Origin of the sequence: Janthinobacterium sp. RA13, from assembly GCF_000745325.1 — a bacterium.
Classification (GTDB): domain Bacteria; phylum Pseudomonadota; class Gammaproteobacteria; order Burkholderiales; family Burkholderiaceae_D; genus Janthinobacterium; species Janthinobacterium rivuli.
The window spans coordinates 5,037,694-5,061,920 of sequence record NZ_JQNP01000001.1; the positions used below are offsets into that span (position 1 = coordinate 5,037,694).

Sequence of the window (24,227 nt, forward strand, 5' to 3'; positions counted from 1 at the left end):
GTTCCCGGGAAGACAGGCCAGACACGAGGAAAACATGAAGAAAGCACCGATTCAAAAAATCACCGCCAAGGCGGGAGCCAAGGCAAGCGGCAAAGCCACAAGCAAAGCCGCGGCGAAAACCGCAGTGAAAACCACGCCGGCCGCCGGCATCATCTACAGCATCGCCGCTCTTGATCTGGCCGGTCACATGTTCAAGGTGACGTTGACGGTCAAGTCGCCGGCCGCCATCGGCCAGGTATTTGCCTTGCCGGCCTGGATTCCGGGCAGCTACATGATCCGCGAATTTTCGCGCAACATCGTCAGCATCCGCGCCGAGTCCGAGGGCAAGGCCGTGGCGTTGACCAAATTGGACAAGCACTCGTGGCAAGCCGCGCCGTGCAAGGGTCCGTTGACGGTCGAATATGACGTATATGCGTGGGATTTGTCCGTGCGCGCCGCCCACCTGGACCAGAATCACGGCTTCTTCAACGGCACCAGCGTGTTCCTGCGCGTACTGGGCCAGGAATCCGATGCCCATGAAGTGCACATCGTGCAGCCGAAGGATGCGGCCTGCAAGACCTGGCGAGTGGCCACGACCCTGCCGGAACTCAAGGCCAAGCGCTATGGCTTCGGCAGCTATCAGGCGGCCAACTACGATGAGCTGATCGACCACCCGGTGGAGATGGGCGACTTCGCGCTGGCCACCTTTACCGCGCATGGCGTGCCGCACGATATCGTCGTCACGGGCAAGGTGCCGAACCTGGACCTGGACCGTCTGTGCCGCGACCTGAAAGCCATCTGCGAAACGCAGATCGCCTTCTTCGAGCCGAAGACCAAGAAAGCGCCGATGGACCGTTACGTGTTCATGACCATGGCCGTCGGCGACGGTTACGGCGGCCTTGAACACCGCGCCTCGACGGCGCTGATCTGCGCCCGCGCCGACTTGCCGACGACGGCTTCGACCAGCACCGAGATCGGCGACGGCTACCTGAAATTCCTCGGCCTGTGCAGCCATGAGTACTTCCACACCTGGAACGTCAAGCGCATCAAGCCGGCCGCCTTTGCGCCGTACAACCTGCAGGCGGAAAGCTACTCGCCGCTGTTGTGGCTGTTCGAAGGCTTCACCAGCTATTACGACGACCTGATGCTGGTGCGCGCTGGCCTGATCGACGAAGCGGCCTATTTCAAGCTGCTGGGGAAAACCGTCAACAGTGTCTTGCGCGGCAGCGGCCGCAGCAAGCAAAGCGTGGCCGATTCCAGCTTCGACGCCTGGGGCAAGTACTACCGCCAGGATGAAAACGCGCCGAACGCCATCGTCAGCTACTACACCAAGGGTTCGCTGATCGCGCTGGCCTTCGACCTGACGATCCGCACGAAGACGAATGGCGACAAATCGCTGGACGACGTGATGCAGGCATTGTGGCAGCGCTATGGCCGCGATTTCTACAAAGGTAAAGCGCGTGGCGTGACGCCGGCCGAAGTCGAAGCCCTGTTCGATGAGATTATCGGCACGCGCATGAAGCCATTCTTCGAGCGCTACATCCGCGGCACGGACGACGTGCCGCTGGCGCGCCTGCTGGCGCCGTTCGGCGTGAAATACAGCGACGCGCGCAAGGCGGAAAAAGCCAGCCTGGACGTCAACCTGGGGCGCGACGGCAACGACGCCAAACTGGCGCAGGTACACCAGGGTGGCGCCGCCCACACAGCCGGCCTGTCGGCGGGCGACGTGCTGGTGGCCGTCGACGGCTTGCGCGTGACGGGCAGCAACCTGGACACCTTGCTGGGCCGTTACGCCGTCGGCGCCAGAGTCGCCATCCACGCCTTCCGCCGCGACGAGCTGATGACGTTTGCGGCCGTGCTGCAGGGCGACCGCGTGCCCGGCGTCAGCCTGACCCTGCTGCCGGCGCCAAAGAAAGCCACGGGGCCGAAGCGCCCTAGCGCTGTATAAGCTGTTCGTCACGCGGCAAGACAGAAAACCGGCCGTCACTGGCCGGTTTTCTATTTCAGACTGCAATTTCTCAAATGCAACTCATCCGCCGGCAGCCGCGGATAACCATCATATTTACTGCAAATGAACTAATTTTTCTTTAACTAAACTAAAATTGCCGAACTGCTTATTTTAGATCGCGCCCAACGTGGAAACCCTCGATCCCCGAACCATCATGCTGATGACGACCCTGATGTGCGGGGCCATGAGCATTGTCATGTTCTCGGTGTATCGCAGTTTCCGGCGCGAGGTGCATGGCCTGGGGCATTGGGCGGCCGGTTTGCTGTTGCTGGTATGCGCGTCCCTGCTGTTTGGCACCCGCGAGGTACTGCCGCCGGCATTGTCGATGATCGCGGCTAATGCGGCGCTGGTGGCCGGCATCGGCCTGTCGATGCTGGGCACGGAAAAATTCTTTGGCCTGGCGCCCAGCCGCCGCGCCTATCTGCTGATACTTGCCCTGGCCATCGCCGGCAATAGCTGGTGGCTGCTGGCGCGCCCCGATTTCTCGGCGCGCGTGGCGGTCTTTTCCCTGCTGGTCTTCCTGTTTTATGCGCGCCAGGTGCAACTGGTGTGGCGTCATGGCGAACGCCATTTCTCGAGTTTTTTCTTTGGCGTGCTGATGCTGATGCAAGCCCTGGTGGTGCTGGTGCGGGGCATGTCGGCCTTGCTGCATGGCGGCGCCAGCGTGAACCTGACGGTGGCAGGCACGCCGGCCGGCATCTATCTGGCGGTCGCCAATTTCATGGCGTTGCTGCTGACGGTGGGCTTCATGACGGTGGCGACGCGCCGCCTGCAGCAGATACTCGAGCGCCGCTCGACCCATGACCCGCTGACGCAGGTGCTGAACCGGCGCGGCTTTGGCGACGCCTATGCGCGCGAGACGGGCAATCTGCGGCGTCGCCGTTTGCCGCTGACACTGCTCAGCATCGACCTCGATTACTTCAAATTGATCAATGACCGCTACGGTCACGCGGTGGGCGACCAGGTGCTGGCGCACGTGGCCGCCGTCATCGGCAGCGCCTTGCGCGAATCGGATTGCGTGGCGCGTTTCGGCGGCGAGGAATTCGTCGTGCTGATGCCGGACATGCCGGCGCATAATGCGCTGGGCGTGGCTGAACGCATCCGCGCCTTGCTGCACGAACCCAGTCATGCGGGGCTGCCGCCGTGTACGGTCAGCATCGGCGTCGCTTGCCAGGCATCGGTGGTGGAAGGGCTGGAACAGCTGCTGTCGCGCGCCGATGCGGCCCTGTACCTGGCCAAGGAGCGGGGACGCGACCGCATCGAACTCGATACCGCCGCGGTTACTGCGGACCGGACAAGGTCCGCAGCTGGAACCGGTACTGGTCGTTGAACAGAAAGGTTTCGGAAAAATCGAAGGTTTTGGCGTGGCGGCGCATCAGGTGCCCGGCCGGAGGAAACGCGTCTTGCACGCGCCGCACGGCGGCCAGCGCGGCGGCCGATGCTTCGCCGTCGCGCGAACGGTGTACGTGCACGTTTTTCAGTTCGCCGTCCGGCCCCACGCTCAGGTCAAGCACGACGATGGCCGGCAGCATGGGCGGCAGGCGCCCGCTGAACGTGTATTCTGAGTTGGCGGCCATGATCTGCTGCGCCACCAGCGATTTGTAGGCGTCGATGCTGGCGGCCAGCTGTATCGCGGCTGGCGTGCGAGGGGGCGTGGACGTGGGCGTGTTCGCCGCTGGTGGCGGCGTACTCTGGCAGGCTGCCAGCAGGGTAGCAGTGGCAAGGACGGTGATCGCGTGTTTCATGCCTGCCAGACTACCATGCTTTAACTGAACAGGCGTTCCAGCTCCACGCCCGGGTCTGGCGTGCGCATGAACGCTTCGCCCACGAGGAAGCTGTGGATGTGCGCGTCGCGCATGCGTTGCACGTCGGCCGTGCTGTGGATGCCCGATTCCGTGATGATCAATTTGTCTTGCGGGATGCGCGGCAAGAGATTGATGGTCGTGTCCAGTGAAGTTTCGAAGGTGCGCAGGTTGCGGTTGTTGATGCCGATCAGCGCGCTCTTGAGTTTCAGGGCCGCCGTCAGTTCTTCACCGTCGTGGCTTTCGATCAGCACGCCCATGCCCAGTTCGTGGGCGCACGCTTCCATCTCGGCCATCAGGCCATGGTCGAGCGCCGCGACGATCAGGAGGATGCAGTCGGCGCCCATGGCCCGCGCTTCATAGATCTGGTACATGTCGACCATGAAATCCTTGCGCAGCACGGGAATGGCGCAGGCGGCGCGCGCCTGCTGCAGGTATTCCACGGAGCCCTGGAAGAACTGCTCGTCCGTCAGCACGGACAGGCACGCCGCGCCGTGTTGGGCATAGCTGGCGGCGATGTCGGCAGGGCGAAAGTCGGCGCGGATCACGCCTTTCGAGGGCGACGCTTTTTTGACTTCGGCGATGATGCCGGGCTTGCCGTCGGCGATGTGCTGGCGCAGGCTAGCTTCAAAACCGCGCAGGCCGGCGCGCAGTGCGCTGTCGCTTTCCACGTCGCCGCGCAGGCTGGCCAGACTGCGGTGGGCTTTGGCCTTGGCCACTTCATCGGCTTTCACTGCCAGGATTTTATCGAGTATGTCGGACATGATGGTCGCTATTCTATAAGGAGGGCGGAGGGCTTACGCTTGCTTTGGTGTGCCCAGCTGCTGCGTGACCTGCACGAATTGATCGAGTTTTGCCAGGGCCGCGCCCGAGCTGACGGCGGTGCGCGCGCGCGCCAGGCCGTCTTCGATCGAGCTGGCCACGCCGGCCGCGTACAGCGCCGTGCCCGCGTTCAGGGCGACGATATCGCTGGCCGCGCCGGGTTCGCCGCGCAGCGCTTCCATCATTTTGGCTTTCGATTCGACGGCATCGGCCACCTTCAGGTTGCGGCTGGCGATCATCTGCAAACCGAAATCTTCCGGGTGGATTTCGTATTCGCGGATCTCGCCGTTGACCAGCTCGCCCACGAGGGTAGAGGCGCCCAGCGACACTTCATCCATATTGTCGCGGCCATACACGACGATGGCATGCTGCGCGCCCAGGCGCTGCAGCACGCGCACCTGGATGCCGACCAGGTCAGCGTGGAACACGCCCATCAGAATGTTCGGCGCGCCGGCCGGATTCGTCAGCGGCCCGAGGATATTGAAAATCGTGCGTACGCCCAGCTCCTTGCGCACGGGCGCCGCATGCTTCATGGCCGCATGGTGGTTCGGTGCATACATGAAGCCGATGCCCGTCTGCGCGATCGACTGGGCGATCTGCTCGGGCTGCAGGTTGATGTTGACGCCCAGCGAGTCCAGCACGTCGGCGCTGCCGGACGAGGACGACACGCTGCGCCCGCCATGCTTGGCCACGCGCGCGCCGGCCGCGGCCGCCACGAACATCGAGGCGGTGGAAATGTTGAAGGTGTGTGCGCCGTCGCCGCCCGTGCCGACGATGTCGAGCAGGTTGGTGGTGTCGGCCATGGGCACCTTGGTGGAAAACTCGCGCATCACTTGCGCGGCGGCGGCGATTTCGCCGATGGTTTCCTTTTTCACGCGCAAGCCCACGGTCAGGGCGGCGATCATGGTGGGCGACATTTCGCCGGACATGATCTGGCGGAACAGGTACAGCATTTCGTCGTGAAAAATTTCGCGGTGTTCGATGCAGCGCAGCAGGGCTTCTTGTGGTGTGATCGGCATGATGCTTCCTTCTTCAATGATGGCGCAGGAGGACACTGATGGCACGCCGTGGCGTGCGCGGAAAATCAGCGCTCGAGAAAATTCTTCAGCAGGGCGTGGCCGTGCTCCGAGAGGATCGATTCGGGGTGGAACTGCACGCCCTCGATATCGTATTCCCGGTGGCGCACGCCCATGATTTCGCCGTCGTCCGTCCACGCCGTCACTTCCAGGCAGGAAGGCAGCGAGGCGCGTTCGATCGCCAAAGAGTGGTAGCGGATCACTGTGAAGGGGCTGGGGATGTCCTTGAAGACACCCACGCCCGTATGCGCGATGAGGGAAGTTTTGCCATGCATGACTTGCTTGGCGCGGATGACCTTGCCGCCAAACGCTTCGCCGATGGCCTGGTGCCCCAGGCACACGCCGAGTATCGGCTTCTTGCCGGCGAAGTGCTTGAGCACTTCCACCGAAATGCCCGCCTGTGCCGGCGCTTTCGGGCCGGGCGAGATGCAGATGCGGTCCGGGTTCAGCGCCTCGATCTGTTCGATCGTGATTTCATCGTTGCGGTAGACCCGCACGTCTTCGCCCAGCTCGCCGAAATACTGCACGATGTTGTAGGTGAAGGAGTCGTAATTGTCGATCATGAGCAGCATCTTAAAACCCTCCATCCAGGCCATCTTGCACTTGTTCGGCGGCGCGCAGCACGGCGCGCGCCTTGTTTTCAGTTTCCTGCCATTCCATTTCGGGGATGGAGTCGGCCACGATGCCGGCCGCGGCCTGCACGTACAGCATGCCGTCCTTGACCACGCCCGTACGGATGGCGATGGCCACATCCATTTCGCCGCCAAACGACAGGTAGCCGCAGGCGCCGCCGTAGATGCCGCGCTTGGTGATTTCCAGCTCGTCGATCACTTCCATGGCGCGCACTTTCGGCGCACCCGTCAGGGTGCCGGCGGGGAAGGTCGCGCGCAGCACGTCCAGGTTCGACAGACCCTTCTTGAGGGTGCCTTCCACGTTCGAGACGATGTGCTGCACATGCGAGTATTTTTCGATGACCATGCGGTCGGTGACGTGCACGCTGCCCGTCTCGGCAATGCGGCCGATGTCGTTGCGCGCCAGGTCGATCAGCATCACGTGCTCGGCGATCTCTTTCGGGTCGGCCAGCAGCTCGGCCGACAATTCGGCGTCGCGCTCCGGCGTGGCGCCGCGCGGACGGGTGCCGGCGATGGGGCGCAAGGTGACTTTCTTGCCGCCGTCCGCCGTCTTCTCGTTGCGCACCAGGATTTCCGGCGAGGCGCCGATGATTTGCATGTCGCCGAAATTATAGAAGTACATATACGGCGACGGGTTGAGCGAACGCAAGGCGCGGTACAAGGTCAGCGGCGAATCGACATACGGTTTACGGATGCGCTGGCCGATCTGCACCTGCATCAGGTCGCCCGCCATCACGTATTCATGCGCCTTGGCGACGGCCTTCAGGTAGTCTTCCTTGGAAAAGTCGCGGATGGTTTCCGTGCGCACGGAAGCGCTGGTGACGGGCGCATCGACACCGCGGCGCAGCATCATGCGCAAGTCCTTCAGGCGCTGCTGCGCTTTCGAAAACGATTCGGGCTGCGTGGTGTCGGCGTAGACGATCAAATACAGTTTGCCGGACAGGTTGTCGATGACGGCCAGTTCTTCCGTCACCATCAGCTGGATGTCGGGCAGCTTCAAGTCATCTTTCGGCGCGCCGCCGGCCAGTTTTTTCTCGATGTGGCGCACCGTGTCGTAGCCGAAGTAGCCGGCCAGGCCGCCGCAGAAGCGCGGCATGCCGGGGCGCAGGGCCACCTTGAAGCGCGACTGGAATTGTTCGATGAAGTCGAGCGGATTGCCTTCGTGCTCTTCGATCACGACGCCGTTTTTGACGATTTCGGTGCGCTTGCCATAGCTGCGCAATACGGTCGTGGCGGGCAAGCCGATGAAGGAATAGCGGCCGAAGCGTTCGCCGCCGACGACGGATTCGAGCAGGAAGGTGTTCTTGCCACCTTGTTGGGCCTGTGCCAGTTTCAGGTACAGGGTGAGCGGCGTTTCCAGGTCGGCGAACGCTTCCGCGATCAGGGGGATGCGGTTGTAGCCTTGCTGGGCCAGCGATTTGAATTCGAGTTCGGTCATGTTTCTCTCCATGCCGTCAGGGTATGAGTGTGCATAGTGCACAAACCCTGCGGTGGGTTATCAAAAAACTTGCCGGTACATGCAACATGCGCAAAATGCGCAAAGGACGCGTGTGCAACCGGCAGCAATCGTAACGGCTCGGCCCTTAGGCCTGCCAGGATTGCCAGCGTCGCCAAAGCCAGGCCTCAATCGAGCCGGTTTGGGTGACATTGTGTTTTTTGATGAGAAACTTGTTCACGATATGGTGTTGGGTTTGGTCAGTATGCCGGTTAGTTTTGCATGCTAATAAAACGGGCTGCTTCGAGCAGTGTCTTTACTATACCATCGGAATCGGTATCGTGTATAGAGTGTCCGTGATTGTAGCCATACGGTACCGTCAATACGGGGCAGGCCGCAGCCCTGGCCGCTTGCGCGTCATTCGAGGAGTCGCCGATGGCCACCACTTTGGATGGCGCCAGGTCGAAGTCCGCGCACACTTGCAGCAGCGGCATGGGGTGCGGTTTTTTCTGCGGCAGCGAATCGCCGCCATAGACGATCTCGAAATACTGGTCGAGGTTTTTCAGTTTCAGCAGGGGCAGGGCGAAGGCGATGGGCTTGTTGGTGACGCAGGCCAGGCGCAAGCCCGCCGCCTTCATCGCCGCCAGTCCCGCTTCCACGTCCGGGTAGAGGGTACTGAACTGGCCGTTGATGGCCAGGTAGTGGCGCTGGTAGCCGTCCATCGCCTGCTCGAAATGCTGTTCCACGCCGGCCGCATCGAAGTCGAGCGCCAGCACGGTGCGGATCAGGTTTTCCGAGCCTTTGCCCACCATCAGCTTGATGGCGTCGGCGCTGATGGGCGCCAGGTCCAGTTCGGCGCGCATGCCGTTGATGGCGACATGGAAATCGGGCACGGTGTCGAGCATCGTGCCATCGAGGTCGATGATGGCGGCGCGCACGCCGGCCAGTACGTGGTCTTTCACCGTGCCCGCTTGCATCAGGCGCCCTTGACGGCTGCCAGTTCGGCGCGCATGGCGTCGATGACGGCTTTGTAGTCGGGCTTGCCGAAGATGGCCGAGCCGGCGACGAAGGTGTCGGCGCCAGCGGCGGCGGCGGCGGCGATGTTGTCGATCTTGATGCCGCCATCGACTTCGAGCATGATGTCACGGCCCGATTCGTCGATCATGCGGCGCGCTTCGGCGATTTTTTTCAAGGCTTGCGGAATGAAGGACTGGCCGCCGAAGCCGGGATTGACGGACATGATCAGGATGATGTCGATCTTGTCCATCACGTGTTCCAGGTAGTGCAGCGGCGTGCCCGGGTTGAATACCAGGCCCGATTTGCAACCATTGTCGCGGATCAGCTGCAAGGAGCGGTCGACGTGATCCGACGCTTCCGGGTGAAAGGTGATGATGTTCGCGCCAGCCTTGGCGAAATCCGGGATAATGCGATCGACAGGCTTGACCATCAGGTGCACGTCGATGGGTACTTGCACGTGCGGGCGGATCGCTTCGCATACCAGCGGGCCGATGGTCAGGTTCGGCACGTAGTGATTGTCCATCACGTCGAAGTGGATGATGTCGGCGCCGGCGGTAACGACGTTGCGCACTTCCTCGCCCAGGCGGGCAAAGTCGGCGGACAGGATGCTGGGAGCGATACGGAATGTTGTCATGGTGAAGTAGCCAAAGGATAGAAAATGCGAAGATGCGCTATTTTACGCCTGACGCCGTTACCATGCCTCATTGAAGCATGGGGAAACACAGAATACGCATCGCGCGATGGCCTATGCGTCGCGCGCGACACACAATATGACTGGCAATGTCTGAATAGGAATGACGATGGCGACTTATGAATTTACGGTAACGGTCAAGACGCAATACCTGCCCGAGCAATCGGCACCGGACCAGGGGCGGCACGTGTTCAGCTACACGATCCGCGTCGTCAACACGGGCACGGCGGGCGCGCAACTGATTTCGCGCCACTGGGTCATCACGGATGCGAACAACAAGGTGGAAGAGGTGCGCGGCCTGGGCGCCGTCGGTCACCAGCCGCTGCTGCAGCCGGGCGAGCAGTTCGAATACACGAGCGGCACCATGCTGGGCACACCGCAAGGCTCGATGCACGGCGAATACTTTTGCGTGGCCGAAGATGGCCATCAGTTCGAAGCTTTGATCCCCGAATTCGTGCTGTCGGTGCCGCGCACCTTGCATTAAGGAAACGCCGGGGGCTTGCCCCCTTACTTCAGTTTTTCAGTGGCGTCCTGTTCTTCACTGAGCTGCTTGCGCGCCGGCGGTGCGGGCTTTTTGCCCGAATACATGGTCCACCAGACTATAAATGCCAGCAAGAAGAACGCCACCAGCGCCTCTATCATCAAGATCCACATACGCACTCCTATGTTATTTACCCGCAGCTTAGTATTTACCCGCCGTCTGTTGACACGCGGTAGTCTACCCGTTTCAATCGGCGCCGTCGCGCTTGCTCTATCCGCCTGCACCACGCCGCCCGCGCCGCCCGCTGCCAGCGGCAAGGCGCCACCCATCGCGCCGACCGTCGTCAAGCCGGTTCCGGCCAAGCCGGCCGACGCCAAGGATGCCACGGATGTGGCGGCGCCCACCTTCGTGCCCGCCAAGTTTGCCGCCTTGCCTGGCTGGGCCCGCGACGACATGCGCGCCGCCTGGCCCGCGTTCATGGCGTCGTGCGGCGTGCTGGTCAAGCGCCCGGACTGGAAGGAATCGTGCACGATCGCGCGCCAGGTGAATGCGGACAGCGACAAGGCCATCCGCCTGTTTTTCGAGACTTTCTTTGTGCCAAATCAAGTGGTGGCCGCCGATGGCGCCAATACTGGCTTGGTGACCGGTTACTACGAACCCTTGCTGCATGGCGCGCGCAAGCGCGGTGGTCCATACCAGACACCGCTGTACAAGGTGCCTGACGACCTGGTCTCGGTGGATTTGTCGGGCGTGTATCCGGAACTGAAGAATATGCGCTTGCGGGGCAAGCTGGTGGGCAAGAAGGTGGTGCCGTACGCCACCCGCGCCGACATCGAGCGCGCCACGTCCGTCACGGGCAAGGAATTGCTGTGGGTGGATGACGAAGTCGAAGCCTTCTTCCTGCAAGTACAGGGATCGGGGCGCGTGCAGCTGACCGATACGCAGGAAACCGTGCGCGTGGCCTATGCGGATCAAAACGGCCACCCGTATAAATCGATTGGCCGCTACCTGGTCGACAAGGGCGAGCTGACCCTGAGCCAGGCGTCCGCGCAGGGCATCAAGGCGTGGATCGCCGGCCATCCCACGCGCAAGGATGAATTGTTCAACGCCAATCCCAGCTATGTCTTCTTCAAGGAAGAGCGCCTGCCCGATCCGAAAGTGGGGCCGAAGGGCGCGCTGGGCGTGCCGCTGACGCCGCAGCGCTCGGTGGCCATCGATTCGCGCTTCCTGCCGCTGGGTGCGCCCGTGTTCCTGTCCACCACGCAAGCCAATAGCGAGATTCCCATGCAGCGCCTGGTGATGGCGCAGGATACGGGCGGCGCCATTCGCGGGCCGATCCGGGTCGATTATTTCTTTGGCTTTGGCGCGGAAGCGGCCGAGAATGCGGGCCGCATGAAGCAGAGCGGCGCCGTGTGGGTGTTGTTGCCGAAGCAGGCACCGGCGCGCTGAGTTTCTCGCGGCGCCGGGCAGTTCGTGGTGTCGCTTAGCGCAAGACCATGACAGGTAGATGGGTATGCGCGAGCACTTTTTGCGTTTCGCTGCCCACGAACAACTTGTTCAAGCCCTTGCGGCCATGCGAGGCCATCAGGATGATGTCGCAATGGTAGGTTTGCGCCGCATTGACGATTTCATCGTGCGGGCTCGGCGACACGGCCACCACGCCTTCGAAAGGCACGCCGGCGGCGCTTGCCGCTACGCCGATCTTGTCGATGGCGCGTTGCGACGCTTCCTGCATCTGCTGTTCATACAGGCTGGCGTCGAGCACGATGCCGCCATCGGCCATCGGCGAGAACGGAAAAGGCTGCACCACGCTGATGGCGACCAGCTTGGCTTTGTTCAATTGGGCGAAGGCGAGGGCGGTCTCGGCGGCTTTGTCGGACAACGGCGAGCCGTCGGTGGGAAATAAGATGGTGTTAAACATAGCGTGCTCCTCAAGTGATGTAAGACAGCTTATGGATTTACATCAATTAAAACCTTGATATAAATCAAACCTCACAGGCTTTGGCGTGAATAGTGTCGCCAAAGCAATCTTTTGCCAGTGTATGCCCGTTCACCGCTTCAGGTGCGCACGCTACGCAGCGGCGTGCCCCACACCATGGCGACGGTCAACACAATGCTCCCAGCCGCGATGCAGGCCAGGCCGTTGCGCACGCCAAAGTGTTCCGCTACCCAGCCGGCGGCCAGCGCGCCCAGCGGCGCCGTCGCCACCGTCAGGAAGCGCATGGTCGACGTCATGCGGCCCAGCATGGGGTCGGGCGTGACCTTCTGGCGCAAGCCCAGGTAGGGAATAAAGAACAGCATCACGCCGCAATCGAAAAAGAACATCAAGATGGCATAGGCCACGGCGCTGGCGGCCGCGCTGCCAAACAGCGCGGCGGGTATCGTTGGTGTCAGGGCAAAGCAGAGCGAGGTTGATGCCAGGCCGATCAGGATGGTGCGGCCGGCGCCGTAGCGGCGCGTCAGCGGCTTGACGATGAAGGCGCTGAGCAAGACGCCGGCGCCGCCGAGCATCTGCGTCATGCCCAGCACGCCAGGACTCATGCCCAGGTCGCGCGTGGCGAACAGCACGGTCAAGGCCATACTGGCGTAAAACAGGAAATGCCAGATGCCGGCACCCCAGGCCAGCGCGCGCAGCAGCGGCTCGCGCCAGACAAACAGCAAGCCATCGGCGATGTCGCGCAAGGCGTGCTTGTCAGACGGCGCGGGACGTGGATCGCGCACGCTCATGGCGCGCAAGTTGAAGACGGAAACCAGATAGCCGCAAGCCGTGCACAGGATGGCGACAGGCGCCGACAACACTTGCACCAGCACGCCGGCCAGGCCGGGGCCGATCAGGCGCGAAGCCGATTCGGTGGCGGCAAATTTCGATTGCGCATCGATCAAACCGTCGCGGCCCACGAGGAAAGTCAGAAACACCTGTTCGGCGCCGCCACCGACGACGAAGCCCGTGCCGATGATGAACCCCACTATATATAACCATGGCATCGACAGCACGCCGCACCAATAGGCAACGGCCACGCTGGCCAAGGCCAGGCCGGACATGCTTTCGCTGAACAGCATGATCGGGTGCTTGCTGCGTCGGTCCAGCAGTACGCCGACGGGCAAGCCGAACAGGGCGAACGGCAGCGCCTGCAGCGCGACCAGCACGCCCATCTGTTCCGGCGTCGCATGTAGTAATAATACCGCGCACAGGGGCAGGGCCAGCGAGGTGATCTGGGCGCCGAAGCAATTGAGGCCGTTGCTGAACCACAGGCGACGGAAATTGACGCTGGCGGCGCTGCCGTCGCCGCGCAGGTAACGGGCGCAGTACTGGAAGAGGGGAGAGAAAATACGCTGCTCGATAAAGATGATCGGACTCACAATAATAGCAGCGCACCTGCCGCGCCGCTGCCGTTAGCCGCTACAATCGTTGCACCGTTCATCGAGAGGAGACACTATGCAATACGAAGACCTGATTATCGACATCCAGGATAAAGTGGCGGTCATCCGCCTGAACCGCCCCAAGGCGCTCAATGCCTTGAACGACAACATGATGAATGAGCTGGGCGACGCCTTGCTGAAGTTTGATGCGGACGAGAATATCGGCTGCATCGTGCTCACGGGCAGCGAAAAAGCATTTGCCGCCGGCGCCGACATCGCGGCCATGGCCGATTACACCTATCCGGACACCTTTACCCAAGGTTACATCAGCCGCAACTGGGAACATATCTTGCGCGTGCGCAAACCTGTGGTGGGCGCGGTGGCTGGTTATGCGCTCGGGGGTGGTTGCGAACTGGCCATGATGTGCGATTTCCTGATCGCGGCCGACAGCGCCAAATTCGGCCAGCCGGAAATCAAGGTCGGCGTCACGCCAGGCGCGGGCGGCACGCAGCGTCTGCCGCGCGCCATCGGCAAGGCCAAGGCCATGGATCTGCTGCTGACGGCGCGCACCATTGACGCCGCCGAGGCGGAACGCATCGGCCTCGTGTCGCGCGTGGTGCCGGCCGATAAATTGCTGGAAGAAACCCTGGCTGCCGCCAGGACCATTGCCGCCATGCCGACCTCGGTGGCCATGATGATCAAGGATTGCGTCAACCGTGCCTTTGAAACCACCTTGACCGATGGCGTCGCCTACGAGCGCCGTCTGTTCCAGGCCGCCTTCGGTACGCCTGCACAAAAAGAAGGCATGCACGCTTTCCTGGAAAAGCGCTTGCCAAACTTCGACGGTCTTTGATATGATTCGCCTCCTCGCAAAACGACGCACACAAAACATGGTGTTGCAGAGTAAAAGCGGGGAGAAAAAGAAGGTTGACGAAATGCTGCAAACGCTTCATACTCTTCCTTCTTCGCAGCTGGCAAACACAACGCTTTGTCGATAGCGCGAAAGCAGTACCGAATACAGTTCTTTAACAATTAACAGTCGATAAGTGTGGGCATTTGATGTAAGTGCAGCGTCAATCTTCGGATTGGCGTCTAACTTAAAATATCAAATGTTCACAAGAAATAATGAAATAGGATACTTCTTCGGAAGTAGCCTGTCAGTTTTTTGAGTGAGCGACCCATCAGCAATGATGGTGCCTGTAAAAGGGCAAAGTAACAGAGATTAAACTGAAGAGTTTGATCCTGGCTCAGATTGAACGCTGGCGGCATGCCTTACACATGCAAGTCGAACGGCAGCACGGAGCTTGCTCTGGTGGCGAGTGGCGAACGGGTGAGTAATATATCGGAACGTACCCTAGAGTGGGGGATAACGTAGCGAAAGTTACGCTAATACCGCATACGATCTAAGGATGAAAGTGGGGGATCGCAAGACCTCATGCTCGTGGAGCGGCCGATATCTGATTAGCTAGTTGGTAGGGTAAAAGCCTACCAAGGCATCGATCAGTAGCTGGTCTGAGAGGACGACCAGCCACACTGGAACTGAGACACGGTCCAGACTCCTACGGGAGGCAGCAGTGGGGAATTTTGGACAATGGGCGAAAGCCTGATCCAGCAATGCCGCGTGAGTGAAGAAGGCCTTCGGGTTGTAAAGCTCTTTTGTCAGGGAAGAAACGGTGAGAGCTAATATCTCTTGCTAATGACGGTACCTGAAGAATAAGCACCGGCTAACTACGTGCCAGCAGCCGCGGTAATACGTAGGGTGCAAGCGTTAATCGGAATTACTGGGCGTAAAGCGTGCGCAGGCGGTTTTGTAAGTCTGATGTGAAATCCCCGGGCTCAACCTGGGAATTGCATTGGAGACTGCAAGGCTAGAATCTGGCAGAGGGGGGTAGAATTCCACGTGTAGCAGTGAAATGCGTAGATATGTGGAGGAACACCGATGGCGAAGGCAGCCCCCTGGGTCAAGATTGACGCTCATGCACGAAAGCGTGGGGAGCAAACAGGATTAGATACCCTGGTAGTCCACGCCCTAAACGATGTCTACTAGTTGTCGGGTCTTAATTGACTTGGTAACGCAGCTAACGCGTGAAGTAGACCGCCTGGGGAGTACGGTCGCAAGATTAAAACTCAAAGGAATTGACGGGGACCCGCACAAGCGGTGGATGATGTGGATTAATTCGATGCAACGCGAAAAACCTTACCTACCCTTGACATGGCTGGAATCCTCGAGAGATTGAGGAGTGCTCGAAAGAGAACCAGTACACAGGTGCTGCATGGCTGTCGTCAGCTCGTGTCGTGAGATGTTGGGTTAAGTCCCGCAACGAGCGCAACCCTTGTCATTAGTTGCTACGAAAGGGCACTCTAATGAGACTGCCGGTGACAAACCGGAGGAAGGTGGGGATGACGTCAAGTCCTCATGGCCCTTATGGGTAGGGCTTCACACGTCATACAATGGTACATACAGAGCGCCGCCAACCCGCGAGGGGGAGCTAATCGCAGAAAGTGTATCGTAGTCCGGATTGTAGTCTGCAACTCGACTGCATGAAGTTGGAATCGCTAGTAATCGCGGATCAGCATGTCGCGGTGAATACGTTCCCGGGTCTTGTACACACCGCCCGTCACACCATGGGAGCGGGTTTTACCAGAAGTAGGTAGCTTAACCGCAAGGAGGGCGCTTACCACGGTAGGATTCGTGACTGGGGTGAAGTCGTAACAAGGTAGCCGTATCGGAAGGTGCGGCTGGATCACCTCCTTTCTAGAGTTTGCACGAATCAGTAATGATTCACGCATCAAATGTTCACACTTATCGGCTGTTTAATTAAGAAGAAACAGTAGTCGTAGTAGTTCCGCGTTGGGGCTGTAGCTCAGCTGGTTAGAGCACCGTGTTGATAACGCGGGGGTCGTTGGTTCGAGTCCAACCAGCCCTACCAGTAAAAATTCCCGGGGGATTAGCTCAGCTGGGAGAGCACCTGCTTTGCAAGCAGGGGGTCGTCGGTTCGATCCCGTCATCCTCCACCAAAGTTTTACTCGAAAGTACAAATGTAAGCCAGTCAAACAGACCCGGTTTAGATTTGATCTTTTAGCGATCAAAGCTGTTTCGTTCTTTAACAATCTGGAAGAAGTAAAGATTATTTATTGATCGGTTTGCCGTAAAAGGCAAATCGATGGGTAATGATTGTATGTATCAACAAACAAGCAACAACGTTGTACTTTCTTATCCCTGTAGCGCTCTTTGATTATTTAGGTAATCAGAGGCTAACGTTATAGGGACAAGCGAATAAGTGCACATGGTGGATGCCTTGGCGATTACAGGCGATGAAGGACGTAGTAGCTTGCGATAAGCTGCGGGGAGTGAGCAAACACACTTTGATCCGCAGATTTCCGAATGGGGCAACCCACCCTTTTAGGGTATTGCATACTGAATACATAGGTATGCAAGGCGAACGCGGCGAACTGAAACATCTAAGTAGCTGCAGGAAAAGAAATCAACCGAGATTCCCAAAGTAGCGGCGAGCGAAATGGGAAGAGCCTGTACGTGATAGTCGGACTGATAGAAGAATCCTCTGGAAATAGGAACCGTAGCGGGTGATAGTCCCGTATTCGAAATCAGACCGGTGATACTAAGCGTACGACAAGTAGGGCGGGACACGTGACATCCTGTCTGAATATGGGGGGACCATCCTCCAAGGCTAAATACTCGTAATCGACCGATAGTGAACCAGTACCGTGAGGGAAAGGCGAAAAGAACCCCGGAAGGGGAGTGAAATAGATCCTGAAACCGTGTGCATACAAACAGTAGGAGCGGACTTGTTCCGTGACTGCGTACCTTTTGTATAATGGGTCAGCGACTTACATTCAGTGGCAAGGTTAACCATATAGGGAAGCCGTAGAGAAATCGAGTCCGAATAGGGCGATCAGTCGCTGGGTGTAGACCCGAAACCAAGTGATCTACTCATGGCCAGGATGAAGGTGCGGTAACACGCCCTGGAGGTCCGAACCCACTAATGTTGAAAAATTAGGGGATGAGCTGTGGGTAGGGGTGAAAGGCTAAACAAACTTGGAAATAGCTGGTTCTCTCCGAAAACTATTTAGGTAGTGCCTCAAGTATCACCATCGGGGGTAGAGCACTGTTATGGCTAGGGGGTCATTGCGACTTACCAAACCATTGCAAACTCCGAATACCGATGAGTGCGAGCTTGGGAGACAGACGTCGGGTGCTAACGTCCGGCGTCAAGAGGGAAACAACCCAGACCGCCAGCTAAGGTCCCAAAGATTGGCTAAGTGGAAAACGAAGTGGGAAGGCTAAAACAGTCAGGATGTTGGCTTAGAAGCAGCCATCATTTAAAGAAAGCGTAATAGCTCACTGATCGAGTCGTCCTGCGCGGAAGATGTAACGGGGCTAAGCCAGTCACCGAAGCTGCGGATATCCTTTATTGGATATGGTAGGAGAGCGTTCTGTAAGCCTGCGAAGGTGTCTTGTAAAGGATGCTGGAGGTATCAGAAGTGCGAATGCTGACATGAGTAGCGATAATGGGGGTGAAAAGCCTCCACGCCGTAAGCCCAAGGTTTCCTGTTCAACGTTCATCGGAGCAGGGTGAGTCGGCCCCTAAGGCGAGGCAGAGATGCGTAGCTGATGGGAAGCAGGTTAATATTCCTGCACCGTCGTATGATGCGATGGGGGGACGGATCGCGGAAGGTTGTCTGACTGTTGGAATAGTCAGTTTCTGTCTCATAGAAGGCGCTTAGGCAAATCCGGGCGCGGAATTCAAGGGGATGGGACGAGTGAACTTGTTCACGAAGCAATCGGAAGTGGTTCCAAGAAAAGCCTCTAAGCTTCAGTCATACGAGACCGTACCGCAAACCGACACAGGTGGGCGAGATGAGTATTCTAAGGCGCTTGAGAGAACTCGGGAGAAGGAACTCGGCAAATTGGTACCGTAACTTCGGGAAAAGGTACGCCCCGGTAGCTTGATTGGTTTACTCCATGAGGGTGAAAGGGTTGCAATAAACTGGTGGCTGCGACTGTTTAATAAAAACACAGCACTCTGCAAACACGAAAGTGGACGTATAGGGTGTGACGCCTGCCCGGTGCTGGAAGATTAAATGATGGGGTGCAAGCTCTTGATTGAAGTCCCAGTAAACGGCGGCCGTAACTATAACGGTCCTAAGGTAGCGAAATTCCTTGTCGGGTAAGTTCCGACCTGCACGAATGGCGTAACGATGGCCACACTGTCTCCTCCCGAGACTCAGCGAAGTTGAAATGTTTGTGATGATGCAATCTACCCGCGGCTAGACGGAAAGACCCCATGAACCTTTACTGTAGCTTTGCATTGGACTTTGAACCAATCTGTGTAGGATAGGTGGGAGGCTTTGAAGCGGGGACGCTAGTTCTCGTGGAGCCAACCTTGAAATACCACCCTGGTTTGTTTGAGGTTCTAACCTTGGTCCGTTATCCGGATCGGGGACAGTGCATGGTAGGCAGTTTGACTGGGGCGGTCTCCTCCTAAAGTGTAACGGAGGAGTTCGAAGGTACGCTAGATACGGTCGGACATCGTGTTGATAGTGCAATGGCATAAGCGTGCTTAACTGCGAGACTGACAAGTCGAGCAGGTACGAAAGTAGGACATAGTGATCCGGTGGTTCTGTATGGAAGGGCCATCGCTCAACGGATAAAAGGTACTCTGGGGATAACAGGCTGATTCCTCCCAAGAGTTCATATCGACGGGGGAGTTTGGCACCTCGATGTCGGCTCATCACATCCTGGGGCTGTAGCCGGTCCCAAGGGTATGGCTGTTCGCCATTTAAAGTGGTACGTGAGCTGGGTTTAAAACGTCGTGAGACAGTTTGGTCCCTATCTGCCGTGGGCGTTGGAAATTTGAAGGGGGCTGCTCCTAGTACGAGAGGACCGGAGTGGACGAACCTCTGGTGTACCGGTTGTCACGCCAGTGGCATTGCCGGGTAGCTAAGTTCGGAAGAGATAACCGCTGAAAGCATCTAAGCGGGAAACTTGCCTTGAGATGAGATTTCCCAGAGCCTTGAGCTCTTTGAAGGGTCGTTCGAGACCAGGACGTTGATAGGCTGGGTGTGGAAGTGCAGTAATGCATTAAGCTAACCAGTACTAATTGCCCGTACGGCTTGTCCCTATAACCTTAGCAGGTACAGAGGATAAGACGGTACAACGTTGCGTGTGTGTTGATACTACTATTCATTACCCCAATCTTTGCTTCTTCCAGATTCAGGCTTTGTCGTCCTACAGGAGACAAATGCCAGTACAAGTTATGCCTGATGACCATAGCAAGTTGGTCCCACCCCTTCCCATCCCGAACAGGACCGTGAAACAACTTTGCGCCGATGATAGTGCTGCAACCAGTGTGAAAGTAGGTTATCGTCAGGCTTGTTATTCGAAAAAACCCCTTCCGGTGATCTGGTTGGGGTTTTTTTACGTTTGGTGGTTTTGTTTGACGCTGGTGGTGCTTGTCGGCTTACGCGCTGCGCGCTAAGCCGACCTACGGTCATGTAAAGTCCGGTAGGTCGGATTAGCGTAGCGTAATCCGACAACATTGTTGGCATTCATGGTGATGCCGGCTGACGCGCTTGTGCGTCAAGCCGACCTGGGGTATAATTCGCCTCCTCAGATCAGACGACTTGCTGCCCCGTTGGGAGCAGGTTGTTGAAAAAGTTATGCCTGATGACCATAGCAAGTTGGTCCCACCCCTTCCCATCCCGAACAGGACCGTGAAACAACTTTGCGCCGATGATAGTGCTGCAACCAGTGTGAAAGTAGGTTATCGTCAGGCTTGTTATATAAAAAAACCCCGCTAGGTGCGGGGTTTTTTTTCGTCTGCAGCATTCATCGGATCAGATGCCCCAGGTGATGCTTTCATTTTCCGCCTTGGCCGAGCGCAGCATTTCCATCAACGGATAGGCGCGCTGCGAAAAATGCACTTTTTGCGCGCGCGCATGGGCGCCTGTTTCGCCATCTTCCAGGGTTTCCGGGGTATGCGCATCGTGTTCGATGTCATTTTCCGGATGCAATTTGCTTTCCGCGACTTCTTTTTCCAGCAGGGCCAGGGCATCGCCCGCTTCGGCAGGCGTGATGACGCCGCGCGTGGGGTTTTTGTGCAGGATGTCGAGGATGCGCTGGGCATGTTCCTGGTACATCAGCACTTCTGGGGAGGATTTGGATTTGAATGAGATCAACATAAGCGCTTTCTGAAACTTGTTGTTAGTGTCGAAACAATATCACGACTTGAAATGTCGCACAGGCCGTCCGATTGCCCGGATTGCACATTTGCAAGCCGGATAGGTCCATCTGTTGGACAACGCACGCATTTACAAGAGCTTGCTTACCGCGACCACACCCGTTTAAGCGAGCGTTAAGTCTCAATCCAGTTTCACCGAGTCCATGAAGGTGTCGATGGTGTCACGCGACAGCTTGCTTTCTTCGCCGAGAATGATGATCTGGAAGATGCGTTTGTCCTGCGCCACAAAACGTCCGACCAGCAGGACGGGCTTGCCTTGCTGCATCCCCGTCGCTTCGACGCTCAGCGAGCTGCGTTGACGGCTGCCTGCCGCCGTGCTGCTGGCCGTCGAGGCCGATTTTTCGCTGCGCACGGTACCGTTGATGTTTTTCAATAGGGCAGTCTGCATGGCAGGCAGGGCCGCTTGTGCCTGTTCCGCACTGTCGAGCACAGCGCTGCCGATGGCGAAGGTATTGCCATCGACTTCGCTGGCCGTCATGGTCAGGCTGACTTTCTTGCCATCGAGATCGATCTCGCGTGTCAGCACGGCCGGCTTGCCTGGAAACAAGGCCGTGAACTGGGCGTCAGGGCTGCGATAGTCGCGCCAGTCGAATTTCGGACTGCAGGCGGACAGGACGCTGGCAGCCGCGAGCGTCGCCAGGAAGAGGGCAAGTGATGTTTTTTTCATCAGCAGATGGTAGCAGCGCCGCCACTCACGCGCAATCGCGCACGTGTGGCGGGCACCGGCCGCCTTATATTTCACGCAGCACGCGCCGGTACTGGATCGCTTCGGCGACATGTGGCGGTGTGATGGCCGGGCTACCCGCCAGGTCCGCGATGCTGCGCGCCACGCGCAATACCCGGTGGTAAGTGCGCGCCGACCAGTGCAATCGCGTCATGGCGCCATACAGCAACTGTTCGCCATGCGTTTCCAGCTGACAATGCTGTTCGATTTCCGTGTTGCTCAGCCGCTGGTTCGATTTTCCCTGGCGCGCCAGTTGCAGGGCATAGGCTGCCGCTACCCGGGTGGCGATGGCTTGCGTGCTTTCGCCGGCGCCGGCACGCCGCCCCAGCGCCGCGGGCGGCATGGCGGCCACTTCAATTTGCAGGTCGATACGGTCGAGCAGCGGGCCGGACAGGCGATTGTGATAACGGAGCACGGCGTCTGGCGTGCAGCGGCAACGGCCGGAAGCGTGGCCCAGATAGCCGCACGGGCAAGGATTCATGGCGGCGATCAATTGAAAACGGGCGGGAAACTCGGCCTGGCGGGCCGCCCGTGAAATGCTGATCACACCCGATTCCATGGGCTGGCGCAAGACATCGAGCACCCGGCGCTGGAATTCGGCAATTTCGTCGAGAAACAGCACGCCGCAGTGGGCCAGCGAGATTTCGCCAGGCCGCGGCACGTTGCCGCCGCCCACCAGGGCCACGCCGGACGCCGTCTGGTGCGGCGCGCGATAGGGGCGCCGTTTCCAGTGCTCCACTTTGAAGTGGCCGCCCAGCGAATGCACGGCAGCCGATTCCAGCGCCTCTTCATCGCTCATGGGCGGCAGCACGCCGGGGAAGCGGCTGGCCAGCATGGTCTTGCCTGCGCCTGGAGGGCCAATCATCAGGACGTTATGGCCGCCTGCTGCCGCCACTTCCAGCGCCCGTCGCGCTTGCTGCTGCCCTTGCACATCGGCAAAGTCGGGATAGGGAAAAGCGTGTGCCGCCAGCACGGGCTGGTGGCGTTGCAAGGCCGTGTGGCTGGCGTGCGCGGCAAAATGCGCGCAGACCTCGAGCAGGCTGTGGGCGGGATAGATGCAGGCATCGCTGACGAGGGCGGCCTCGTCAGCGTTCGCCCGCGGCAGGATGAAGGCGCGTGGTGCGCCCGACTGGCTGCGCTGCATGGCAAAGGTCATGGCCAGGGCGCCGCGGATGGGGCGCAGCTGGCCTGAGAGCGACAGTTCGCCCGCGAATTCATAGTGGTGTAATTGGTCGCCCGGCAACTGGCCGGAGGCGGCCAGGATGCCCAGCGCAATGGGCAGGTCGAAGCGGCCCGATTCCTTGGGCAGGTCGGCCGGCGCCAGATTGGCCGTAATGCGCCGCGCCGGCATCTCAAAGCCGCAGTTTTGCAGCGCGGCCCGCACGCGGTCGCGCGATTCCTTTACTTCCGTATCCGGCAGGCCGACAATCGTAAACGAAGGCAATCCATTGGCAAGGTGGACTTCGACACTTACCTCGGGCGCCTCCATGCCGGACAGGGCGCGGCTTTTCAGGACGGCCAGACTCATCAGACTCCCCTGTAGCGCGGACGCGGGCAGTATCAGTCTAGCGCTTGAAACGGCATCAGGCTTGAGCTATGCCAGCAAGGCCGCCGATTACGGCGCCCTGCATACAACAGCGGTTCAGGCTTTTGGATCGTTCAGGCGCGTTTCCAGTTCGATCAGGCGTAATTCCAGTGCATCCAGCTTGGCGCGCGTCTTGGCCAGCACTTGCGCCTGGATATCGAATTCCTCGCGTGTCACCAGATCGAGGCGGGCGAAGCCCTGGGTCATCATCGATTTCACGTTTTTCTCGATATCCTTGGCCGGCGAGTTTTCGATGGCTTGATGGATCTTGCCTTGCAAGTCGTTAAAGAAGGTATTCATGTCCATGGTCAGTCCTTTTATGGTGCGGCCTGTGCATCGCACCATTGCGGTGCACAGCGGCGTTAATCTGGTGCGAAACTGGGAAAATTCATCATGCTTCAGCAGCCCGTACCCGCATGCCGACAGGCTTGCAGGGTATGTATGGCCGGAAACGCACCTGTCAAGGTGGCAAGTGAGCTGGCACGTATTCTGCTAAAGAAGGTATGAACGCTTTGTGATCTCCAGCCAAGATTTTAAACCTCAACCGCTTTAAAAGTTCAATAAAAGGGAATCGCCATGAAGAATCTGTCCAAGAACATGATTTTAGCTGCAGCGTTGACGCTGGCCATGACCGCCGTGTGCGGCAGCGCCATGGCCCAGGATGCAGTGGCGGCGCCTGCTGCGGCCGAAGCCGTGCCTGATAACGTGGTGAGCTACAACGTGGCGCTGACCAGCGACTACCGTTACCGCGGCATTTCGCAAAGCCGCTTGAACCCGGCCATCAGCGGCGGCGCCGACTATACCCATAACCCGACGGGCCTGTATGTGGGCACCTGGTTGTCGAGCATCAAATGGATCAAGGATGGCGGCGGCGATACCGATCTGGAATGGGATATCTACGGCGGCAAACGGGGCGAGATCAGCAAGGATTTTACCTATGACGTGGGCGGCCTGTACTATTTCTATCCCTCGAATGGCCTGAGCACCAATGCCAATACCTTTGAGCTCTACGGCCAGCTCGGCTATGGCCCGATGTATATCAAGTACTCGCATTCGACCACCAATCTGTTCGGTGTTGCCGACAGCAAGAACAGCGGCTACCTGGACGTGGGCGCCAATGTCGAGGTGCATGATGGCTACATGCTGAACCTGCATGTGGGCCGTCAGAAAGTCGAGCACAACGATTCCCTCAGCTACAGCGATTACAAGATCGGCGTGACCAAGGACTTTGGCATGGCGACCGTTTCCCTGGCTGCCGTCAAAGCCAACATCACGTCGCTGGCACCGAATGGCAAGAATCTGGCGAAATCCGGTCTCGTGCTGACCGTGTCCAAAACCTTTTAAGCGAGACTG

At 58.9% G+C, this 24,227-nt stretch carries 20 protein-coding genes, 2 tRNA genes and 4 rRNA genes; 12 read left to right on the top strand and 14 right to left on the bottom strand.

All coding sequences use genetic code 11. From position 1 onward, the window contains the following. Nucleotides 1-34: 34 nt before the first annotated feature. Both FG13_RS22270 and FG13_RS22275 read left to right on the top strand, forming a co-directional pair. The gene (locus FG13_RS22270; protein WP_257626518.1) at nucleotides 35-1,927 is read left to right on the top strand and encodes a M61 family metallopeptidase; all 1,893 of its coding nucleotides are present in this window, start codon (nucleotides 35-37) and stop codon (nucleotides 1,925-1,927) included. A 187-nt stretch (nucleotides 1,928-2,114) separates the two neighbouring features. Continuing rightward, nucleotides 2,115-3,317, top strand: a complete 1,203-nt coding sequence (locus FG13_RS22275) for a GGDEF domain-containing protein (protein ID WP_235211790.1) — start codon at nucleotides 2,115-2,117, stop codon at nucleotides 3,315-3,317. Here the strand turns inward: FG13_RS22275 and FG13_RS22280 are convergent. From FG13_RS22280 to rpe, 7 genes are all read right to left on the bottom strand, one after another. Beyond that, nucleotides 3,268-3,732: a hypothetical protein gene (locus FG13_RS22280; RefSeq protein WP_035824420.1), complete on the bottom strand. Its 465-nt coding sequence runs from the start codon at nucleotides 3,730-3,732 to the stop codon at nucleotides 3,268-3,270. The two genes, FG13_RS22275 and FG13_RS22280, sit on opposite strands and share 50 nt — an antisense overlap. A 20-nt stretch (nucleotides 3,733-3,752) precedes the next feature. Continuing rightward, complete coding sequence (trpC, locus tag FG13_RS22285) at nucleotides 3,753-4,553, bottom strand: indole-3-glycerol phosphate synthase TrpC (RefSeq protein ID WP_035824423.1); 801 nt, start codon at nucleotides 4,551-4,553, stop codon at nucleotides 3,753-3,755. A 33-nt stretch (nucleotides 4,554-4,586) separates the two neighbouring features. Beyond that, nucleotides 4,587-5,630, bottom strand: coding sequence for an anthranilate phosphoribosyltransferase (gene trpD / locus FG13_RS22290; RefSeq protein WP_035824426.1), 1,044 nt, complete (start codon nucleotides 5,628-5,630; stop codon nucleotides 4,587-4,589). 65 nt (nucleotides 5,631-5,695) lie between these two features. Then, complete coding sequence (locus FG13_RS22295) at nucleotides 5,696-6,259, bottom strand: aminodeoxychorismate/anthranilate synthase component II (RefSeq protein WP_035824429.1); 564 nt, start codon at nucleotides 6,257-6,259, stop codon at nucleotides 5,696-5,698. A gap of 1 nt (nucleotide 6,260) precedes the next feature. Next, nucleotides 6,261-7,757: an anthranilate synthase component I gene (gene trpE / locus FG13_RS22300; protein WP_035824432.1), complete on the bottom strand. Its 1,497-nt coding sequence runs from the start codon at nucleotides 7,755-7,757 to the stop codon at nucleotides 6,261-6,263. A 269-nt stretch (nucleotides 7,758-8,026) separates the two neighbouring features. Then, nucleotides 8,027-8,731, bottom strand: coding sequence for a phosphoglycolate phosphatase (locus FG13_RS22305; RefSeq protein ID WP_035824434.1), 705 nt, complete (start codon nucleotides 8,729-8,731; stop codon nucleotides 8,027-8,029). Further along, nucleotides 8,731-9,405 carry a ribulose-phosphate 3-epimerase gene (gene rpe / locus FG13_RS22310; protein ID WP_034753544.1) on the bottom strand — a complete coding sequence of 225 codons (675 nt, stop codon included), beginning with the start codon at nucleotides 9,403-9,405 and terminating at the stop codon, nucleotides 8,731-8,733. The genes FG13_RS22305 and rpe overlap by 1 nt, the downstream gene beginning before the upstream one ends. A gap of 166 nt (nucleotides 9,406-9,571) precedes the next feature. On the opposite strand from rpe, the gene apaG reads away from it, so the two are divergent. Beyond that, entirely contained in the window at nucleotides 9,572-9,946 is a 375-nt protein-coding gene (gene apaG / locus FG13_RS22315; RefSeq protein ID WP_035828598.1) for a Co2+/Mg2+ efflux protein ApaG, read from the top strand. Nucleotides 9,947-9,969: 23 nt separating this feature from the next. On the opposite strand, the gene FG13_RS30735 is transcribed toward apaG, so the two are convergent. After that, on the bottom strand, nucleotides 9,970-10,116 hold the full coding sequence (locus tag FG13_RS30735; protein ID WP_167468630.1) for a hypothetical protein: 147 nt from the start codon (nucleotides 10,114-10,116) through the stop codon (nucleotides 9,970-9,972). Nucleotides 10,117-10,192: 76 nt separating this feature from the next. Here FG13_RS30735 and mltA point away from each other — a divergent pair, with 76 nt between their 5' ends. After that, a complete protein-coding gene (gene mltA, locus FG13_RS22320; RefSeq protein ID WP_035828600.1) occupies nucleotides 10,193-11,392 on the top strand; it encodes a murein transglycosylase A in 1,200 nt (399 codons plus the stop codon). A 34-nt stretch (nucleotides 11,393-11,426) separates the two neighbouring features. Here the strand turns inward: mltA and FG13_RS22325 are convergent, their stop codons facing one another. Beyond that, nucleotides 11,427-11,864, bottom strand: coding sequence for a universal stress protein (locus FG13_RS22325; RefSeq protein ID WP_035824436.1), 438 nt, complete (start codon nucleotides 11,862-11,864; stop codon nucleotides 11,427-11,429). A 137-nt stretch (nucleotides 11,865-12,001) separates the two neighbouring features. After that, nucleotides 12,002-13,303, bottom strand: coding sequence for an MFS transporter (locus FG13_RS22330; protein ID WP_051959358.1), 1,302 nt, complete (start codon nucleotides 13,301-13,303; stop codon nucleotides 12,002-12,004). Between the two features lie 76 nt (nucleotides 13,304-13,379). On the opposite strand from FG13_RS22330, the gene FG13_RS22335 reads away from it, so the two are divergent. The 7 genes from FG13_RS22335 to rrf (FG13_RS22365) all read left to right on the top strand — a co-directional run bounded on the left by FG13_RS22335 (nucleotide 13,380) and on the right by rrf (FG13_RS22365) (nucleotide 20,100). Continuing rightward, entirely contained in the window at nucleotides 13,380-14,156 is a 777-nt protein-coding gene (locus FG13_RS22335) for an enoyl-CoA hydratase (RefSeq protein ID WP_035824438.1), read from the top strand. A 371-nt stretch (nucleotides 14,157-14,527) separates the two neighbouring features. Next, nucleotides 14,528-16,058 (top strand): 16S ribosomal RNA (locus tag FG13_RS22340). 98 nt (nucleotides 16,059-16,156) lie between these two features. Next, nucleotides 16,157-16,233, top strand: a tRNA-Ile gene (locus FG13_RS22345). A gap of 12 nt (nucleotides 16,234-16,245) precedes the next feature. Next, a tRNA-Ala gene (locus tag FG13_RS22350) sits at nucleotides 16,246-16,321 on the top strand. Between the two features lie 249 nt (nucleotides 16,322-16,570). After that, nucleotides 16,571-19,446 (top strand): 23S ribosomal RNA (locus tag FG13_RS22355). Nucleotides 19,447-19,584: 138 nt separating this feature from the next. Continuing rightward, nucleotides 19,585-19,697, top strand: a 5S ribosomal RNA gene (gene rrf, locus FG13_RS22360). 290 nt (nucleotides 19,698-19,987) lie between these two features. After that, nucleotides 19,988-20,100: ribosomal RNA gene (gene rrf, locus FG13_RS22365) — 5S ribosomal RNA — on the top strand. Together the 16S, 23S and 5S rRNA genes with 2 tRNA genes alongside form the textbook arrangement of a ribosomal RNA operon. A gap of 61 nt (nucleotides 20,101-20,161) precedes the next feature. On the opposite strand, the gene FG13_RS22370 is transcribed toward rrf (FG13_RS22365), so the two are convergent. The 4 genes from FG13_RS22370 to FG13_RS22385 form a co-directional block, all read right to left on the bottom strand. Beyond that, complete coding sequence (locus FG13_RS22370; protein ID WP_034749443.1) at nucleotides 20,162-20,506, bottom strand: DUF1840 domain-containing protein; 345 nt, start codon at nucleotides 20,504-20,506, stop codon at nucleotides 20,162-20,164. A 180-nt stretch (nucleotides 20,507-20,686) separates the two neighbouring features. Then, nucleotides 20,687-21,232 carry a hypothetical protein gene (locus FG13_RS22375; RefSeq protein WP_035824440.1) on the bottom strand — a complete coding sequence of 182 codons (546 nt, stop codon included), beginning with the start codon at nucleotides 21,230-21,232 and terminating at the stop codon, nucleotides 20,687-20,689. Between the two features lie 64 nt (nucleotides 21,233-21,296). Beyond that, entirely contained in the window at nucleotides 21,297-22,817 is a 1,521-nt protein-coding gene (locus FG13_RS22380) for a YifB family Mg chelatase-like AAA ATPase (RefSeq protein ID WP_035824442.1), read from the bottom strand. A gap of 114 nt (nucleotides 22,818-22,931) precedes the next feature. Further along, on the bottom strand, nucleotides 22,932-23,180 hold the full coding sequence (locus FG13_RS22385) for an accessory factor UbiK family protein (protein WP_035824443.1): 249 nt from the start codon (nucleotides 23,178-23,180) through the stop codon (nucleotides 22,932-22,934). A 270-nt stretch (nucleotides 23,181-23,450) separates the two neighbouring features. Between FG13_RS22385 and FG13_RS22390 the strand changes: the two genes are divergently transcribed. Beyond that, a complete protein-coding gene (locus FG13_RS22390) occupies nucleotides 23,451-24,218 on the top strand; it encodes a TorF family putative porin (protein ID WP_035824445.1) in 768 nt (255 codons plus the stop codon). The last annotated feature ends 9 nt before the right edge of the window (nucleotides 24,219-24,227 follow it).

Bases quoted from the DNA above. Each gene is read 5' to 3' on its own strand.
- FG13_RS22325 (WP_035824436.1), bottom strand. From the start codon at position 11,864: ATGTTTAACACCATCTTATTTCCCACCGACGGCTCGCCGTTGTCCGAC.
- FG13_RS22390 (WP_035824445.1), top strand. From the start codon at position 23,451: ATGAAGAATCTGTCCAAGAACATGATTTTAGCTGCAGCGTTGACGCTG.
- FG13_RS22370 (WP_034749443.1), bottom strand. From the start codon at position 20,506: ATGTTGATCTCATTCAAATCCAAATCCTCCCCAGAAGTGCTGATGTAC.
- apaG (WP_035828598.1), top strand. From the start codon at position 9,572: ATGGCGACTTATGAATTTACGGTAACGGTCAAGACGCAATACCTGCCC.
- FG13_RS22270 (WP_257626518.1), top strand. From the start codon at position 35: ATGAAGAAAGCACCGATTCAAAAAATCACCGCCAAGGCGGGAGCCAAG.
- FG13_RS22385 (WP_035824443.1), bottom strand. From the start codon at position 23,180: ATGGACATGAATACCTTCTTTAACGACTTGCAAGGCAAGATCCATCAA.
- FG13_RS22295 (WP_035824429.1), bottom strand. From the start codon at position 6,259: ATGCTGCTCATGATCGACAATTACGACTCCTTCACCTACAACATCGTG.
- trpD (WP_035824426.1), bottom strand. From the start codon at position 5,630: ATGCCGATCACACCACAAGAAGCCCTGCTGCGCTGCATCGAACACCGC.
- FG13_RS22380 (WP_035824442.1), bottom strand. From the start codon at position 22,817: ATGAGTCTGGCCGTCCTGAAAAGCCGCGCCCTGTCCGGCATGGAGGCG.
- FG13_RS22335 (WP_035824438.1), top strand. From the start codon at position 13,380: ATGCAATACGAAGACCTGATTATCGACATCCAGGATAAAGTGGCGGTC.
- FG13_RS22305 (WP_035824434.1), bottom strand. From the start codon at position 8,731: ATGCAAGCGGGCACGGTGAAAGACCACGTACTGGCCGGCGTGCGCGCC.
- trpE (WP_035824432.1), bottom strand. From the start codon at position 7,757: ATGACCGAACTCGAATTCAAATCGCTGGCCCAGCAAGGCTACAACCGC.
- rpe (WP_034753544.1), bottom strand. From the start codon at position 9,405: ATGACAACATTCCGTATCGCTCCCAGCATCCTGTCCGCCGACTTTGCC.
- FG13_RS22375 (WP_035824440.1), bottom strand. From the start codon at position 21,232: ATGAAAAAAACATCACTTGCCCTCTTCCTGGCGACGCTCGCGGCTGCC.
- FG13_RS30735 (WP_167468630.1), bottom strand. From the start codon at position 10,116: ATGTGGATCTTGATGATAGAGGCGCTGGTGGCGTTCTTCTTGCTGGCA.
- FG13_RS22280 (WP_035824420.1), bottom strand. From the start codon at position 3,732: ATGAAACACGCGATCACCGTCCTTGCCACTGCTACCCTGCTGGCAGCC.
- trpC (WP_035824423.1), bottom strand. From the start codon at position 4,553: ATGTCCGACATACTCGATAAAATCCTGGCAGTGAAAGCCGATGAAGTG.